Origin of the sequence: Rubrivirga sp., assembly GCF_049648075.1 — a bacterium.
GTDB lineage: Bacteria > Bacteroidota > Rhodothermia > Rhodothermales > Rubricoccaceae > Rubrivirga.
The window spans coordinates 24,900-40,933 of record NZ_JBARYR010000319.1; the positions used below are offsets into that span (position 1 = coordinate 24,900).

Below are 16,034 nucleotides of genomic sequence, written 5' to 3' on the forward strand. Positions count from 1 at the left end.
GTCCTCGAGGGCGATGGGTCTACCCCCTCCGCCGATCTTCTCCCGATCTAGTGCCCGCGCCCTGCCAATGCCGTCCTAATCGTTTGGAACAGGATCTTCGCATCGAGGCCGAGGCTCATCGTCTCGATGTAGAACAGGTCGAACTTCAGCTTCTGGCGGACGCTCTCGAGGCTGTCGTCGTACTGCCACTGGACCTGCGCCAGGCCGGTCAGACCCGGTTGGACCCTGTGGCGACGACTGTAGAGCGGAATCTCGGTGACGAGCTGTTTCACGAAGTAGGGACGCTCGGGTCGAGGTCCGACCAGGCTCATGTGTCCGAGAAGGACGTTGACCAACTGCGGCATCTCGTCGATCCGAAGCTTGCGTAACCACCGTCCGAGACGGGTGACGCGCGAGTCTCGCCTCTCCGCCCACACGGGTCCCGTTTCGCGCTCCGCATCGTCGACCATCGTCCGGTACTTGAGCATCGTGAACGTTTTGCCGTCCCGGCCCACCCGCGTCTGCCGATAGATCGCAGGCCCTTGCGACGACGCCCGCACGGCGAGGCCGATCATGAACCACAGCGGCATCCCCACCACGAGGACCAGGGCACTGACGGCGATGTCCGCGAGCCGCTTGGTGCGCCGCTCCCACACCGGGATGGGCTCCGGGAGCACCTCGATCAACGGCAGGCCGTAGGTGTGCTCCGTCCGCGCCATCCCACCTACGGCCGCGTAGAAATCGGGGACGAGCTTGAGCGTGACGGGCTTGCCGTCACACACCCGCAAGACCTGGTCCAGCGTCTCGTGGTCGTCCGAGCCGAGCGCGATCAACACGTCCTGAACACCGAGCCGGTCGATCAGTCCGGGAAGCTCGGCGACCGCGGCCTCGGGAGCACCTGACGGCGTCACCTCGACGGCACCGACAGGTAGCGCATCCCCACCAGGAAACCGCTCGGAGATCGTCTCCGACTCCCCTCCCGCCAGGACCGGAACGTGGACGGGGTCGCGCAGGCGGACCGCCCCGACGATCTCGATGTTGGCGGCCGGGTACTCGGCTAGGTCGTGATACAGCGTCTCCACACGGTCGGACCACCCGACGACCACGGCGCGGTGTCGGCCGTACCCCCTCACCACGAGCGCCTTTTGAACGCTACGGATCACCAACCGCACGCCGCCGACAGCGACAAACTGAGCGGCTGCATAGGCGCCGAAGGCCGTCCTCAGGTCCGCCGTGTCGACGCGGTCGACGATCAGGCCGAAGAACAGCGCGAGACCGCCGAACGAGATCACCTTCAGGAGCGTGACGAGCTCGTCGAGCCGACCTCGAGCGTACCGCTCTCCGTACAGACCGGAAAACGCGAACAGGACACTCCAGCCAATGACGACGGCCGCAGCTCCTACGAGTTGGAGCCCGAACGGAGTGGGCAGCCAGTTCCACGCCGACGCCCCACGGGCGACGAGAGTGAGCGCGAGCGCGCTGGCGAGGGCGTCGCCCCACGTGAGGGCGAAAATCTCAATTCGACGAGACAATCAGACGAGCGAAGGGGCGCGTAGCGGAAGTCTCGAACGAATGCGGGCTGGTGACCGTGCCAATCTAGACCCCCCATTCTGTTGGCGCAAGCAACCTCGAGGTCGCTCGGTAGCTTCCGGCATGTCTCGCGCGCTGTTCCTGCTTCTCACCTGGACGATCGCGGCGTCGGCCCCGCTCCAGGGTCAACCCGAGATCGTGCCGGCGGAGCATCGCGTGTACGAGTGGATGGCCGATCAGCGAGTCGCCGGGCATCTTCCGGAGTACCGCCACGAAACCCTCCCGTACGACCGGCTGACCGTCCGTCAGCACCTCGACAGCCTCGCCACCCGCAGCAGCGACCTCGGCGCATCGAGCCGGTATTGGCTAGACCAGTTCAGGCGCGAGTTTTTCGAACCGCTCGACCGCGTCCACAGCTACGTCGGTGACGGCCAAGCGGGAATTCTCGACTTCGAGGCCGAACGGACCTTTCTATACACACGCAACGACGACTGGAGAGTGTCGGTCTGGGGCGAGGGCGCCGTCGAGAACCGGTCGTCCGAAGGCCCGGTCGACGCCGGTGGCCTGTCTCGCAGCGCACGGCTGACGTTTGAAGCGAGTTGGCGCAACACCGTCGGGCTGTACACGAGCACGATCAACGGCGTCCAAGTCAGTGGCGACGCGTCGGTCCTGCTGGCCGACCCTCGCTTGGCGCCGCTGTACTTCGTCGCCCGAGACCCGACCAACGTGCAGGGGCCGTTCGACCAGACGTCGGCTTCACTGCGCGTCGTTGAGGGGCCGTTCTCGGCCGAGATCGCCAACCAGCGCCTCCGGTTCGGGGCCAGCGCGGACGCCCCGATGCTGCTCACCGACAACGCCGACTATCTGCCGTTCGTCCGGCTGGGCCTGAAGACACGCAGCGTCACCGTCCAAGCCATCCACGCGGCGCTCAGCTCGCCCTCGAGGACGGTCATCACCGACGACGGAGACCTGTTTTTCGAGAGCCCGGACCGGTTCCTCGCGATGCACCGCCTCGAGGTCCAGCCGTTCGGGTGGTTCAGCGCCGCGTTCACCGAGGCCGTCGTGTACGGACGCCGAGGACCGGAGATCGCCTACCTCAACCCTCTCTACCCCGTCGAGGCCGCCGAGCACGCGTTGTGGGACCGAGACAACGCCCTGTTCACCTTGGAGGGCACGGTCCGCCCTCTCCGCGGCCTCGAGGCCTACGGCACCTGGCTCGTCGACGACCTGGCGACTTCGACACTGGGCGACGGCGACTACGGTAACAAGTGGGGACTTCAGGGAGGGGTCCAACTTTCTGTCGCCTCGACAGGCGTCACGGCCTTCGGCGAGTACACCCGCATCGAGCCCTACACGTACACGCACCGATTTCAGGAGGACGGGTTCTTTTTCAACTCGTACGTCCACAACGACTTCGGGCTCGGGCACCCGATCGGACCGAACGCGGATCAGTGGCTCGCGGGGGTCCAGGCGTGGCTGCCGTTTCGCGCTCGAGGACGCGTGGCGGCGCGGTACCGACGTCAAGGGCGCAACCCTGTCGACCCCGTGACGGGCGAGGCGACCAACATCGGTGGCGACGTCAACGACGGCCGGGCGCCGGCGGACGGAACCAAGCGCTTTCTCGCCGGCGACGTGTTCTCGGGACCGGGCTTCCAGGGCACCCTCGAGGTCGAGCCCGCACGCGGTGTGGCGCTCCGGCTGTTTGCCGATGCCCAGTTCTGGGACGACCGGCCCAACGACGTGTTCGTCCGGTTCGGGCTCGCCGTGCGTCCGTAGGTGCCGACGCTCCAAGAGTGGCGTGGGGACGACGGAGCCGTCGTCCGCTACACGCCCGTCCGATCGTTCGGGAAGGTGTGGGTCGCTGCGGGTCTCCCCTCGTCCTCGAGGACGAACGACGTGGTGGCATTCGAGCGGGCGGCAGCGGTGGAAAATGCTCGCGTTCTGTGGTTCGCGGTTGAGTCTCCTGAGTTCATCGACGGGAGTCGCCCCTCAATCGTGATTGGGGCCGAGCCGGTCTGGTCGTCCTCGAGGTGGGACGAGATCGTGTCGTCGAAACGGTCGGTACGTGCGCAGATCGCACGGGCTCGCAACAAGGGCCTCGAGGTCGAGCAGTGGGATTCTGCTCGAGTCTCGGCCTCCGCTGAGCTACGAACCATCCTCGAGGACTGGCTGAGCCGCCGAGGGCTTCCACCGCTCTCGTTCATGGCCAACCCGTACGTCCTCCAGGCGCCTGGTCCGCGAACGTTCCACGTCGCCGTCCTCGAGGGCGAGCCCGTCGGCTACCTCGCGATGGTGCCGGGTGACGAGGCGTTGATCGAGTGGATCATCCAGCACCGCCGCGCTCCGAACGGGACGGCGGCGATGCTCCTCGATGCTGCCGTGCGGTCGTTGCCCCACGACTCGACGTTCACGCTCGGCATGGTTCCGCTGTCGAGCTATGCACCGCTGTCGACCGAACGTCCCGGTCCGCTCGTCCGGGCGCTGCTGAGTTGGGTCCGCGCTCACGCCACGCGGTTTTACAACTTCGAAGGCCTGGAGCGTTTCAAGGCCAAGTTCGTCCCCGACTATTGGAGGCCGCTGTGGCTGGTGACAGACGGGCGGCCGATCAACGTCCTGACCTTCCATGCCGTCGCCGCGGCGTTCTCCTCGTCGAGGGGCCCGACACGCTTCGTGGCCCGCGCACTCGGCGACGCCGTCCTCGAGGAAGCGAGGCGCCTGGGAGCTAGTTCGCGGTAAAGCGGAAGGAGGCGACCGTCGTCTGGTTGACCTGTCGCGCCTGGGGCGGCAACGGCTGGGCACGGCACCGGGATATGACGCGACGGACGGCATCGTTGAGCACGCCGTTACGCGTCACGGGGCGGTCGGCGACGTAGCGACCTCGAGGGTCGAACGTGACGCGGTGGTCGACCTGGCCCTCGACGCCTGCGAAGGGAGCGCTCGGGCAGTCGAAGGTCCGGTTTCCGAACTGAAATCCGACCTCGACGGGAGCGTCGCCCCCGGAGCCAGAGCCGGGGCCGTCGCCTTCTCCGTCGCGGTTGCCGGCGCCCTGGGAGGAGCCTCCACCCTCACGTGGCTCGGTCTGCTGGGGCGGCGTCGGGTCGCGCTCGGGAGTGGTCGCCCTCGAGGGCGGATTGACACGGGACGGCCGTGCGTCATTCGACTGAACGGGCCGAGGGAGCGGATCAGCAGTGCGCGGCGGCGTTTGAGGACGGTCCGGGATGCGGGCGGTCGTCGGTGCCGGCGGAGTCGGGCGCTCGGTCTCGAGTTGTTGGCGCGAGTCGGCAGCCTGGCCGGCTTCGGCGCGCTCGGGCGGACCGGTGATGACCGGGCGCGTCGGGGCCGGGCCGAACTCGATGGCCATCAGCTGAGGCGGGTAGTCCTCGTCGAGGGCGTCCGGAGGGAGGCGAACGGCGACGGCGAGCAGGAAGAGGACGACGACGTGGATCGTCACGCTCAAAAGCAGTCCGTCGCGGTCGTCACGTCCCATTACATCCCTGTGGTAAGCCCCCGTCCTCCAAACTGATACGCGAGGGAGACGCGGTGCGCGTAACCGAGTTCGCTCGCCAACCCTCCAAAGTCTCCGAATCCGTAGTCGACCTGCAAGGCTCCCAGTCGGACGCCGGCTCCCACCGATGGCGTGACCTGGGTCCCGAAGGCCTCGCTCGTCGTCACGTCGGCGATGCCGGCTCGGAAGGCGAGCACGTCGCGATAGTTGAGCTCGCCTCCAAATCGAGGACGAAACGAGACGGCGCCGTCGCCCACGTCGAGGACGTTGGCAGCCTGGCCGTCGAAGCCGAGGTCGAGGTCGGCGGCGGCGGTGAAGCCGATGTCTTCGGAAAGCGGGATAAGCGTCGACGCGCCGAGCCGGGCGACGGGCTGGACGACCTCGGTGAGTCCTTGCGGGCGGCTCTCCTCGGGGACAGACGCGAACAGCTCGTCGTTGACCGACCACGATTGGACCATCCCAAACGCGTCCTGCATGTTGAGGCCGAGTTGGATGCGCCCGAGATCGAGCTGGGCACCGATGTCGAGGGAATAGCCCCATGCGTCGGCAAAGTCACCGATACCTCTCTGGACCACCTTGGCCGTGGCTCCGACCGAGAGCTTGTCGCTCACGCCGCGCGCGTAGGACACGAACAGCGCGTTGTCGGCAGCCGAGAAGAGCGTGACGTCGTCGGGGTTGAGCTGTTGCGTGACCGGATCGAACGCCTGCAACGTGTTCGCGATGTCGTCGACGGCGGAGCGGACGAACGAGATCGCGACGGTCGAGCGGCTGTTCAGCGGATACGCAATCGCGGCGTAGTCGAACGAGACCGCCCCGTCGAACCGCTCGGCGTGCATGTAGGCCGCCTGGGGCTGAGCGACCCCGTTGAGCCCGGCCACGTTCCAGTACCCGGCCGTGACATCGTTCGCGTGCGAGACGTAGGCGCCGCCCATCCCAAGCGCCCGAGCACCGACGCCTCCCGCCAGGAACTCGGCGCCATACTTGCCGCCACCGTCGTCCCCATCGAGGTCGACGGTTTGGGCCGACGCCGTCGTGGCGAAAGCGAGGAGGAGCGCGAACCACACGCGGGGCTGCAGGACGGTCATAGAGTCGGAAGTTGACGACGTACCAGTCTGCAGACGCTCGGGGGTGTGGTGGAACGGTGGACAAGCTCGGTCATTGCCGCGGAGCCTGCAAGGCACGTGCCGCTCCACCGTGTGAGGATTCCGCGGCGACGGCTCGACCTTGGGGACGGCTACCCGGCAGCGGCGTCAGCGGCCCGCTCGGCCTGGGCGATGTGACGTTGAGCATGAACGCCCATCGCCTCGAGAAACGCACCGAGGGGAAGGCGCATCAGCTTGAGGAACGGGGACGCCACTCGTATGGCCGCGAGATCGAGGCCGTCGGACGTTTCGATGATCTCGAGATAGCGGGCGATGTCGGAGTCGAAGCGCGAGACGGCTCGCTCCCGATCGATCTCGGACCTCAGACCGGTCGTCGACGGAGGCTTCATGGCGCCCGCCGTCGGGATCGGCCGTGTGCCGGGCCGGATCATGTCGATAAACTTTCTCGAGAACCACCCCCATCGGAACGGACCATCAGCTTTCGGCGCGTCCACGTCCTCGAGGGCGGCGTCAAACACGGGCAGATACCCTTTTGCCATCGTGTTCAGGTGGACGATGCACTCCCCGACCGACCACGATTTCTCGGACGGCTTCGCGTTGAACGTCTCGTCGTCGATGCGAGCGTCGAGGGCGTGGAGACGGCGCTGGGCGTCGCGGTAGGTCTCGGCGATCTGCGCGAGTTGGTCGGTCATGAGGATCTGCCAAGACGAGCGGCGAACGCGCCGTCGGTGTGGTGGCGATGCGGCAGGGCTCGGTAGAAGCCGTCGTCCTCGAGGTCGGACGGCACGGCATCACCGACGGGCTCGAGGGCGAAGTCGGGAGTTCGTTCGAGAAATGCTGAGACGCGGCCCTCGTTCTCCTCGGCCTCGATGGAGCACGTCGAGTAGACGAGCAACCCTCCGGGGCGGACATGAACCGCGGCGGCGTCGAGGAGCGTGTCTTGCAAGGCGACCAGGTCCTCGAGGTCGGACGGCGTCCGGCGCCACCGGAGGTCGGCCCGCTTGGACAGAACGCCGGTGCCTGAGCACGGCGCGTCGAGCAGGACGCGGTCGAACCCGGTGTCGTCTCGCCACGTCGTCAGGTCGCCGGTGACGACCTCGAGGTCGACGCCTTGGGCGCGGGCAGCTCGTCGAATAAGAGCGGTCTTGGCCTCGGTCACATCCAGGGCGACGACGGTCCCCTCTCCTCTCATCTTCTTGGCCGCGTACAGCGCCTTTCCGCCCGGAGCCGCAGCGGCATCGAGGACGCGGTCGCCCGGCTGCGGGTCGAGGACGTCGACCACCAAACCGGCGGCCACATCTTGCACGGCGCACGAGCCGTCCTCGAGGAGCCCAGACCGCAGGACGGGTTGCAACCGCTCGACCTCGACGAAGTCCGGGGACCACTCAGAGGGCGAGGCCTCGACGTGAAGCTCTTGGAGCCGCTCGAGCAAGGCGTCGACCTCGAGGGCGGCGGCGCGCAGCGTGAACCGGGCCGGTGCGTTGTTGGAAGCGAGGAGTTGTCGCGTCTCGTCGGCTCCCCACGTCTCGAGCCACCGTCGGACCATCCACGTCGGGTGCGAGTGCCGAGTGGCGAGGTCCGTGGCGACGTCGCCGGTGGCGGGTTCGGGAAGCCCTTTGCCCTTGAGCCGGTCGAGGGATCGGAGGACGCCGTTGGCGAACCCGCCGGCGCCTTTGTGGAGCAGTATTTTTGTTGCAATAACGGCCTCGTTGACGGCCGCGTGCGACGCCTTGTCCCGGACCACCAGGTCGTAGGCCCCGATCCGAAGAACCTGGTGGAGCTCCGGGTCGAGGTCGGTCAACCGTCCTCGAACGAGGCCGTTCAACAAGAAGTCGAGCCACCGCCGGTGTCGTGTGACGCCGGCGACCAGGCTGACGGCTTGGCGGGACACGTCGGCGGGCACGTCGGACTCCGTGAGCCGGGCGACGTACGCGCCGTCGGTCTCGATTCTCAGCAGGCGGTGGACCGCCAAGACGCGCGCGTTCGGTTTGGACATGCCGCAAGCTACCAGAGCGGCAAGGGGGATCAGGCAAGTAGCGAGCGGGGAGGAAACGACCTCGAGGGCGGATCATCCACGTCTCCCGCCCAACCTCGAGGACGCTCATCGGACGTGGCCCCGTACCCCTTTCCACTTGCCCTCCTCCACCCTCACAACCCGACCCGCAGTCCGACGTGGATCTTCCCTTCTGACAACCCCAGATCCGGGTTCAGCGCGTAGGTCAGCGTCGCGACCCCAAGGCCGGTCCGAAGCTGCAGCCCCGAGCCGTACCCCGCCAGCGTCCGGCGCTCGCCCTCGAGGCCGGGCGTCGCGGGACGGTCAAACCCGCCGACATCGGCGAACGCGAACGCGTACGAGACCTCGTCGAAGCGGAAGCGGTACTCGAGGACGGCGCGGCCGAACGACCGGGCAAGCCACTGGTCCTCGTCGTAGCCCCGGAACGACGACGCGCCCCCGAGACGGAGCAGGTCGCCCTCATCGGTCAGGCCATCGGCGCCCGCTGGCGCCTGCGTGACGGTCGCATCGAGGCCGACGACCGCTGTCTGTCTCAAGGAGAGCGGCACGTAGGTGCGAACTCGGGACGACAGGCGCCGGCGCTCACTCGAGGCCGCGAAGGTCTCGCTAGAGGCTCGGCGCCCCTGCTCGGCCAGGACCGACAACGTCAAGCCCCTCCGCGGACTCACGAGTCCGTCGACGCGCGACACGACGAGACCCGCTCCGAACAGCACGTCGTCCGAGCGCCGGATCTTGGGGACACCTTCCACCTCGCGCGCGCCGAACGTGCCAGGCCGGACCGACTCGCGCGCCAGCGTCGCGACGACGTCAATCCCGACCTCGATCGAGTACGTCGCCTCGAGGGCCAAGCGCTGCCGCGACAGCGTCGAGTCGCGGGACTCGCCGGAGAACGCCGCGCCCAGCCCGAGCGGGGTGCCGAAGACGAACGGGTCCGCGACGTGGGCGCCGAACGTAGACGCCAAGCCTGGCGTCCGCTCGATCTCGACGCTCGCCGTCCGCCCGTCGCCGAACGGGCTCCGCAGGTCCACGCGGCCGGTCCCGACCACGCTCCCTCCTGCTGTTCCAGCAGGCGGCAGGTACCCCAGCACGACGTCGAACAATCCCGGTGGCGCCTCGACGACGGGCACCTGCACGACCAAGCTCCCGTCACGGTCCCGCGCGATGACCGGGCTCCCGACCTCGAGGTAGAGACCCGTCGCGACCAAGGATCGACGCACGCCCTCGAGGTCGACGTCCGCGACCGCGCGAGGCGCCGACAAACCCGTCCGCCTCGACACGTACGACCGGGCCGGACTCCTTCCTCCTGCCACCTCGGCCCCGACGACCTCGAGGGCGGCGCCGGTCGCCACCTGAACGGTGACCGCGACTTGCGACGCGTCGACCTCGAGCACGGGCGTTACGACGGCGTCCGCGTAGCCGAGACGGGCGAGGGCGGACGCGTACGTCTCGAGGTCGCGGCGCAGCGCGGAGGCCGAGAACGGCTCGCCCTCGAGGGTCTCCCACTCGAGGACGACGTCGGGTCCGCCGACGACCTCGATGCTCTGGACGCGGGCGACCGGTCCCTCCAAGACGTACGCCGTGTCGCGGACGGTGGAGTCGAGCCGCGCCGACAAGTGACCGCGGTCGACCAGTCGCGCGAGGGCGTTGCCGGTCGACGCCGCGGCCTCGGTCCAGGTCGAGTCCGGCCCAACAACTACGACCGACTGCGCGTTGGGGGCCACGAGCGACGCCGCCACGCCGAGCGCCGCCACGACAGATCGTAGCTTTCTCCGCACCTCACGTCGAATCTGTGTTCGCATCACTGTTGGGACTCGCCCTCGTCATCGCCCAAGCGCCCGAGACGGATGAGCAACGGCACGAGGTGGTCCAGGCGTACCCGAGCGCTGAAGCTAGCGCGGACACCCTGCGTTACACGGTCCGCGCCGGCGAGACGCTGATCGTGTCGCTCCCCGCTCGCGTCGCCGGCTCTGAGGTCCAATACGAAGTGGTGAACGCGCCGGCGCTGTCATGGCTCGTCGACCGGTCCTTTATGTGGCGCACGCTCGAGCGCGAGCGCGGCACGTTGCCGGTCCGTTTGCGCCGGTTGATCCCAGGCTCGGCGTCCGAGCCCGTCGTTCTCCTCGTCGAGATCACCCCGTAGCGATGCCGTCGGTGGCCGACCTCGAGGTCTCCGCGTTCGTTGGCTCCGCCGGCCTGACGGCTTTCGACGCGTTCCAGACGCGCCTGCCGGAGTGGTTCGACGCGGCCCGACGGCCGATGCCGTGGCGGGAAACCGACCTCGAGGGCAAGCGCGACCCGTACCGCGTGTGGATCTCCGAGGTCATGCTCCAGCAGACGCGCGTCGAGACGGCGACGCCGTACTTCCTCCGCTTTATCGACGCGTTCCCGACCATCGAGGACGTCGCGCAGGCGCCGCTCGACGACGTGCTCAAGCTGTGGGAGGGGCTCGGGTACTACAGCCGCGCGCGCAACTTCCACCGCGCCGCCCAGACGGTCACGTCGGAGCACGACGGCGTCGTGCCGAGCGACCGAGACGCGTTCCGCGCCCTGCCGGGCGTCGGGCCGTACACCGAGGCCGCCGTCTTGTCCCTCGCCTACGGCGTGCCGCTCGCCGTCCTGGATGGAAACGTGATCCGCGTCCTGTCTCGGGCCTTCGCCCTCGAGGACGACGTCCGCCTGGGGCCGACCAAAAAGGCGCTCCAGCGTTTGGCCGACGACCTGCTCGACACCGAGCAACCGGGACGGTGGAACGAGAGCGTCATGGAGTTGGGCGCCACGATCTGCACGCCCAAGTCGCCCGCCTGCGGACACTGCCCGCTCGCCGAGATCTGCCAGGCCCGAGCGCTCGGCACGCCGGAGGCGTTTCCGGTCAAGAGCAAGCGCGCGCCCGTCCCGCACTACACGATCGCCGTCGGCGTCATCGAGGACGATGATGGGCGCGTCCTGATCCAGCGCCGGCCCGAAGATGCCATGCTGGGAGGGCTCTGGGAGTTTCCGGGCGGCAAGCAGGAGGCCGGCGAACCCCTCGAGGACGCCTGCGCCCGCGAACTCAGGGAAGAGCTCTCCATCGAGGTCGCCGTCGGTCCGCCCGTTGCTCGCGTCGAGCACGCGTACTCTCATTTCCGCATCACCATGCACGCGTTCCGGTGCCGCATCCTCGAGGGCGAGCCGACGACCGAGACGGGCCAGCCGTGGCGGTGGGTGACGCTCGACGAGCTCGAGGACTACGCCTTCCCGCGCGCCAACCGGCACGTGATCGACGCGCTTCGCGACCGGGTCCGAGCTCCGCGTTTGTTCTAGCGGCACCTTCTCACCTGTTCATCCGTACGGTCCCTCATGGACGCACTCGTCGAACTCCTCCCCCTACTGTTTATCGCGGCCTACTACCTCCTCGCGGGGAGGCGGAAGGCGAAGCAGAAGCAGCAGCGTGAGCGAGCCGCGAACCCGACGGAGATCGGCGCGCGACCCGAGGCCACGTCACCGTCGCCGTTCCAGTCGTTCCTCGAACAGCTCGAGCAGTCGCTCGCCGAGGCCAATAATCTCGAGGACGAAAAGCCCAAACCTGCTCCCGAGCCGGAGCCGGTCGTCACCGCGCCCTCGAGGCCGATCGCGACTCGGCCCCAAGAGTTCTCCGCACACCAGGGCTCGTTCGACGCGCTCAAGCCCGTCGATCACGAATCGCATGGCTTCGGCGTCCAAAACCCGCTCTCCGAGGAGGTTTTCGAGCAGTCCGCGCCGTTCTCTCAGCGTCCTCGATCGCGCTCGAGGAGCTACGACCCACATGACCTCAAGCCGACGCGCTCATCGAAGCCCGTCGAGTCCTGGCACTCGCGGATGCGTGACCCGATGGCGGCGCGGGACGCGTTCGTGTACAAGACGGTGTTCGGCGAGCGCGGGGGCCGGCACAAGTCCAAGTAGACGTTCCCTGCCCCGGAGTCTCGGTGCAATGCGGCCTCGAGGTCGCTGCCGGAGGCTTACGGCTCGGTTCCGTGCGCTCCGGCTTCGGCCGCTTCGACGCGACGGCCCGAAACGGCTGAGAGTTTGGCTCTAGCCGTCAACCGGCCCACGCTTGAAGATGGCAGCAGCGATTGCGCCTCCGATCGCACCGATCACCGCCGCGACGATCACGTTCACGACGACGCCGAGCGGGCCGGAGAACATCTCGGCCATCTGGAGCGCGCCCTCGACCTGATCGGGCTCGAGGCCCTGCGCCAGCAACTGGTCCCGTTGGCGGTCGATCATCTCGGCGTTCGACGGGTAGAATCCGAGCGCTTGTAGCCCGAGTGTGATGACGTAGCTGATGAGACCGCCGGCGACCACGGCGGCGGCACCGAGCCCGGCACCTGGGCCAGCGGCGAGCGTCAGCTTATGAGTCGTCGTGTAGTGCCAGACGGCGACCGCCGGTCCCAACAAGGCGGACACGCAGCAGAGAAGCGTCGTCACGTACTGGGCTGACGTCCCACCCTGGATGGTGACAAAGCCCGTGAACAGCGCCGCGACGGTGTAGACGGCGGCGCCGAGAGTGATCGAGGGAATCTTAGACGGCATGGGTCGGGACGAGATCAGGGCGAGGACGGGGAGCCAGCAGGTTCGCGGCCAAAATTAGACCGGCGGCGGCACCGAAAACGGCACCGGTGAGCATCCGGCTGATCGGCGTGTTGGCCCAAACGCCACCGGCGCCGAGCGCCCAGTCGATGGCCGTCGGGACAAGGAAGACCACGAGCCACAATCCTTGACGGCTCGAGCGGACGTCCTCGAGAGCCGAACGGCCGGCGGAGCCAATGGGTCGGAGACCGATCGCGCTGAACAGCCCTGCCCAGAGACCGAGGAGCATCCCCGTGCAGCGGTGGCAGAGCGCGACGGCTCGCCCATCGACGTGGATAGACCGCTCGGGGAGCTGGTGGCAGATGCTCGAGAACGCGTGATGCAACAATCCCGAGGCCGGGTCATCGAGGACGGGCGGGAGCGCCGCGGCGACGATCACGAGCGCCGTGGCTCCCGTCGCAATCAGCCAGCCGATGGACGTTTTCGAGGTCTGCATGTCGAAACCTACGGCGTCGACGGGACGAGGATGCGTGATGCTTAGCAGTCTCTTAACCGTGTCGATGGACCTATCGCGTCGCGGGACGATAGAAGGATTAGCACTCTCAAGGCGCGAGTGCTAAAATGACTTAAAGGCCTCGCGCCTCTCTCATCACACCAACCCAACCCACTCATGGCAGCATCGATCAAGCCGATCGGCGACCGCGTCGTCGTCAAGCCCCAGGAAGCCGAGACCCAGACCGCCGGCGGCCTCTACATCCCCGACACCGCCAAGGAGAAGCCGCAGCGCGGCACCGTCGTGGCCGTCGGGCCGGGCAAGGTCGAGAACGGAACTAAGGTCGACATGACCGTCTCGGAGAACGACACGGTCCTCTACGGCAAGTACGCCGGGACCGAGATCCAGCTCGATGGTGAGGATGTCCTCATCATGCGCGAGTCGGACATCTTGGGCGTCGTCAACGACTAACGGACCCGTCCTCGAGGACGACCTCGAGGGCTCTCAAGCAGACAACATTCTAAAGAACCAAAAACAGAAAACATGGCTAAGCAAATCACATTCGACGCGGAAGCTCGCAACCAGCTCAAGGTGGGCGTAGACGCTCTCGCTGATGCGGTCAAGGTGACCCTCGGCCCCAAGGGCCGCAACGTCATCATCGAGAAGAAGTTCGGCGCTCCGACCGTCACCAAGGATGGTGTCACGGTCGCCAAGGAGATCGAGCTCGAGGACCGGATCGCCAACGTCGGCGCGCAGATGGTCAAGGAGGTCGCCTCCAAGACGTCGGACGTCGCCGGTGACGGCACGACCACGGCCACGGTGCTCGCCCAGGCGATCATGACGCAGGGTCTTCGCAACGTGACCTCGGGTGCGAACCCGATGGATCTCAAGCGGGGCATCGACAAGGCCGTCACGGCCGTCGTCGCCAACCTCCGTGAGCAGAGCCGCGACGTCGGCGGCCAGGAGGAGATCGCTCAGGTCGGCACCATCTCGGCCAACAGCGACTCGGAGATCGGCAACTTGATCGCTGAGGCGATGGAGAAGGTCGGCAAGGACGGCGTGATCACCGTCGAGGAGGCCAAGGGCACGGACACGTCGCTCGACACCGTCGAGGGCATGCAGTTCGACCGCGGATACCTCTCCCCGTACTTCGTGACGGACCCGGACAACATGGAGGTCGTCCTGGAGAACGCGGTCGTGCTGATCCACGACAAGAAGATCAGCGCGATGAAGGATCTCCTTCCCGTGCTCGAGAAGGTGGCGCAGAGCGGTCAGCCGCTTCTGTTGGTCGCCGAGGACATCGACGGCGAGGCTCTGGCCACGCTGGTCGTCAACAAGCTCCGTGGCACGCTTCGCGTTGCTGCTGTCAAGGCCCCGGGCTTTGGCGATCGCCGCAAGGCCATGTTGGGCGACATCGCGACCTTGACGGGTGGCACGCTCCTCTCCGAGGAGATGGGCTACAAGCTCGAGAACGCGACCCTCGATTCGCTCGGCACGGTCCAGCGCGTCGTCATCACCAAGGACAACACGACCTTGGTCGACGGTGCGGGATCGGAGGACGACATCAAGGCACGGATCGGCCAGATCCGCAGCCAGATCGAGAACACGACCTCGGACTACGACCGTGAGAAGCTCCAGGAGCGCCTCGCCAAGCTGTCCGGCGGCGTCGCCGTCTTGAAGATCGGTGCCTCCACGGAGCCCGAGATGAAGGAGAAGAAGGCCCGCGTCGAGGACGCGCTGCACGCCACGCGCGCTGCGGTTGAGGAGGGCATCGTCGCCGGTGGCGGCGTCGCTCTCGTCCGCGCCTTGTCGGCTCTCGACAACGTCGACACCGAGAACGAGGACCAGGACGCCGGTGTGCGCATCGTGCGCCGCGCCCTAGAGGAGCCGCTTCGGATGATCGTGAACAACGCCGGCCTCGAAGGCTCGGTCGTGGTTCAGAAGGTCAAGGACGGCAAGGACGACTACGGCTTCAACGCCCGCACGGAGGAGTACGGCAACCTGCTCGCGATGGGTGTCGTGGACCCGACCAAGGTCACACGTACCGCTCTCGAGAACGCCGGATCGGTCGCCGGCCTGCTGCTGACCACGCAGTCGGTCATCGTCGACAAGCCGGAGCAGGAGCCCGCCATGCCGATGGGCGGCGGCGGTGGCATGGGCGGCATGGGCGGCGGCATGGACTTCTAATCCAGCCGGCTCCCTCGTCCTCGATGCTTCAGCCTCGAGGTCGGAACGCCACGGGGCGGCTCTCTTCGGAGGGCCGCCCTTTTTTCGTAGCTCGCGTCTGGCCTGAGGTCGAGTGACCGCGACCGTCCTCGAGGTCGAGAATCAGGAAACGTCGGACGTCCTCGAGGACGCGGATAGCGGCTCGGAGCGTGAGCCCGTCGTACCCTAACGCCATGCGCGCTTTGATCCTTCTATCCGCTCTCGTCGCCGGCTGTGGCGGGTCTGCCCTCGAGGTCGGCAGCACGCTCGAGGGCGAGTTGACGACCGACGACCCGGCGTTCCACCCGGGCCAGCCGTCGGACGAGATCCCGGCGCGCTTGGAGGTCGGAGAGCCAGTCGTCGTGCTGGTGACGTCGACGGCGTTCGCTCCGTTCGTGATCGTCACGTCGCCGGAGGCTCCGATGGGCGTCTCGGCGAGCGACGAGACGGGCGCCGGCGCGTGCCTCACCTTGGAAGCGCCCATGTCGCCCGATGTGCGGATCTACGTGTCCGGCCTCGAGGTCGGAGATCTAGGCCCGTACCGCGTCTCTCTCGAGCCGTACTCCGACGTTCTCGCCCAGGCGCACGGGTGTGGCGTCCTCGAGGACGGCGTCGAGACGTTGACGGCGAGTTCAACGACGAGGGGGACTGCGGCCGGCC

Annotated in this window: 16 protein-coding genes; 8 read left to right on the plus strand and 8 right to left on the minus strand. The window is 67.5% G+C overall.

The genetic code is table 11. The features are described 5' to 3' along the window. Positions 1-47: 47 nt before the first annotated feature. Positions 48-1,511: a sugar transferase gene (locus tag WBA11_RS09520; protein ID WP_424520464.1), complete on the minus strand. Its 1,464-nt coding sequence runs from the start codon at positions 1,509-1,511 to the stop codon at positions 48-50. Between the two features lie 121 nt (positions 1,512-1,632). Between WBA11_RS09520 and WBA11_RS09525 the strand changes: the two genes are divergently transcribed. Together WBA11_RS09525 and WBA11_RS09530 are read left to right on the plus strand one after the other, a co-directional pair. Then, entirely contained in the window at positions 1,633-3,285 is a 1,653-nt protein-coding gene (locus WBA11_RS09525; RefSeq protein ID WP_424520465.1) for a capsule assembly Wzi family protein, read from the plus strand. Further along, positions 3,286-4,245, plus strand: coding sequence for a phosphatidylglycerol lysyltransferase domain-containing protein (locus WBA11_RS09530; protein ID WP_424520466.1), 960 nt, complete (start codon positions 3,286-3,288; stop codon positions 4,243-4,245). On the opposite strand, the gene WBA11_RS09535 is transcribed toward WBA11_RS09530, so the two are convergent. The 5 genes from WBA11_RS09535 to WBA11_RS09555 form a co-directional block, all read right to left on the minus strand. Further along, entirely contained in the window at positions 4,232-4,996 is a 765-nt protein-coding gene (locus WBA11_RS09535; protein WP_424520467.1) for a hypothetical protein, read from the minus strand. The two genes, WBA11_RS09530 and WBA11_RS09535, sit on opposite strands and share 14 nt — an antisense overlap. Next, complete coding sequence (locus WBA11_RS09540; protein WP_424520468.1) at positions 4,996-6,099, minus strand: PorV/PorQ family protein; 1,104 nt, start codon at positions 6,097-6,099, stop codon at positions 4,996-4,998. The genes WBA11_RS09535 and WBA11_RS09540 overlap by 1 nt, the downstream gene beginning before the upstream one ends. A 149-nt stretch (positions 6,100-6,248) precedes the next feature. Beyond that, positions 6,249-6,809: a DinB family protein gene (locus WBA11_RS09545; protein WP_424520469.1), complete on the minus strand. Its 561-nt coding sequence runs from the start codon at positions 6,807-6,809 to the stop codon at positions 6,249-6,251. Continuing rightward, positions 6,806-8,113, minus strand: a complete 1,308-nt coding sequence (gene rsmB / locus WBA11_RS09550) for a 16S rRNA (cytosine(967)-C(5))-methyltransferase RsmB (protein WP_424520470.1) — start codon at positions 8,111-8,113, stop codon at positions 6,806-6,808. The genes WBA11_RS09545 and rsmB overlap by 4 nt, the downstream gene beginning before the upstream one ends. Positions 8,114-8,265: 152 nt before the next feature. Next, complete coding sequence (locus WBA11_RS09555) at positions 8,266-9,906, minus strand: BamA/TamA family outer membrane protein (RefSeq protein ID WP_424520471.1); 1,641 nt, start codon at positions 9,904-9,906, stop codon at positions 8,266-8,268. 14 nt (positions 9,907-9,920) lie between these two features. On the opposite strand from WBA11_RS09555, the gene WBA11_RS09560 reads away from it, so the two are divergent. The 3 genes from WBA11_RS09560 to WBA11_RS09570 are packed head-to-tail and all read left to right on the plus strand — an operon-like array spanning position 9,921 to position 12,049. Then, the gene (locus WBA11_RS09560) at positions 9,921-10,271 is read left to right on the plus strand and encodes a hypothetical protein (protein ID WP_424520472.1); all 351 of its coding nucleotides are present in this window, start codon (positions 9,921-9,923) and stop codon (positions 10,269-10,271) included. A gap of 2 nt (positions 10,272-10,273) precedes the next feature. Further along, positions 10,274-11,431 carry an A/G-specific adenine glycosylase gene (gene mutY / locus WBA11_RS09565; protein ID WP_424520473.1) on the plus strand — a complete coding sequence of 386 codons (1,158 nt, stop codon included), beginning with the start codon at positions 10,274-10,276 and terminating at the stop codon, positions 11,429-11,431. A gap of 36 nt (positions 11,432-11,467) precedes the next feature. Continuing rightward, on the plus strand, positions 11,468-12,049 hold the full coding sequence (locus WBA11_RS09570; RefSeq protein ID WP_424520474.1) for a hypothetical protein: 582 nt from the start codon (positions 11,468-11,470) through the stop codon (positions 12,047-12,049). A 129-nt stretch (positions 12,050-12,178) separates the two neighbouring features. On the opposite strand, the gene WBA11_RS09575 is transcribed toward WBA11_RS09570, so the two are convergent. After that, positions 12,179-12,679, minus strand: a complete 501-nt coding sequence (locus WBA11_RS09575) for a hypothetical protein (protein ID WP_424520475.1) — start codon at positions 12,677-12,679, stop codon at positions 12,179-12,181. Next, positions 12,669-13,172: a DUF2085 domain-containing protein gene (locus tag WBA11_RS09580; RefSeq protein WP_424520476.1), complete on the minus strand. Its 504-nt coding sequence runs from the start codon at positions 13,170-13,172 to the stop codon at positions 12,669-12,671. The genes WBA11_RS09575 and WBA11_RS09580 overlap by 11 nt, the downstream gene beginning before the upstream one ends. Positions 13,173-13,346: 174 nt before the next feature. On the opposite strand from WBA11_RS09580, the gene groES reads away from it, so the two are divergent. From groES to WBA11_RS09595, 3 genes are all read left to right on the plus strand, one after another. Further along, entirely contained in the window at positions 13,347-13,640 is a 294-nt protein-coding gene (gene groES, locus WBA11_RS09585) for a co-chaperone GroES (protein WP_424520477.1), read from the plus strand. Positions 13,641-13,712: 72 nt separating this feature from the next. Beyond that, positions 13,713-15,356 carry a chaperonin GroEL gene (gene groL, locus WBA11_RS09590; protein WP_424520478.1) on the plus strand — a complete coding sequence of 548 codons (1,644 nt, stop codon included), beginning with the start codon at positions 13,713-13,715 and terminating at the stop codon, positions 15,354-15,356. A 212-nt stretch (positions 15,357-15,568) separates the two neighbouring features. After that, a partial coding sequence (locus WBA11_RS09595; protein ID WP_424520479.1) for a hypothetical protein occupies positions 15,569-16,034 on the plus strand: 466 nt, incomplete at its 3' end.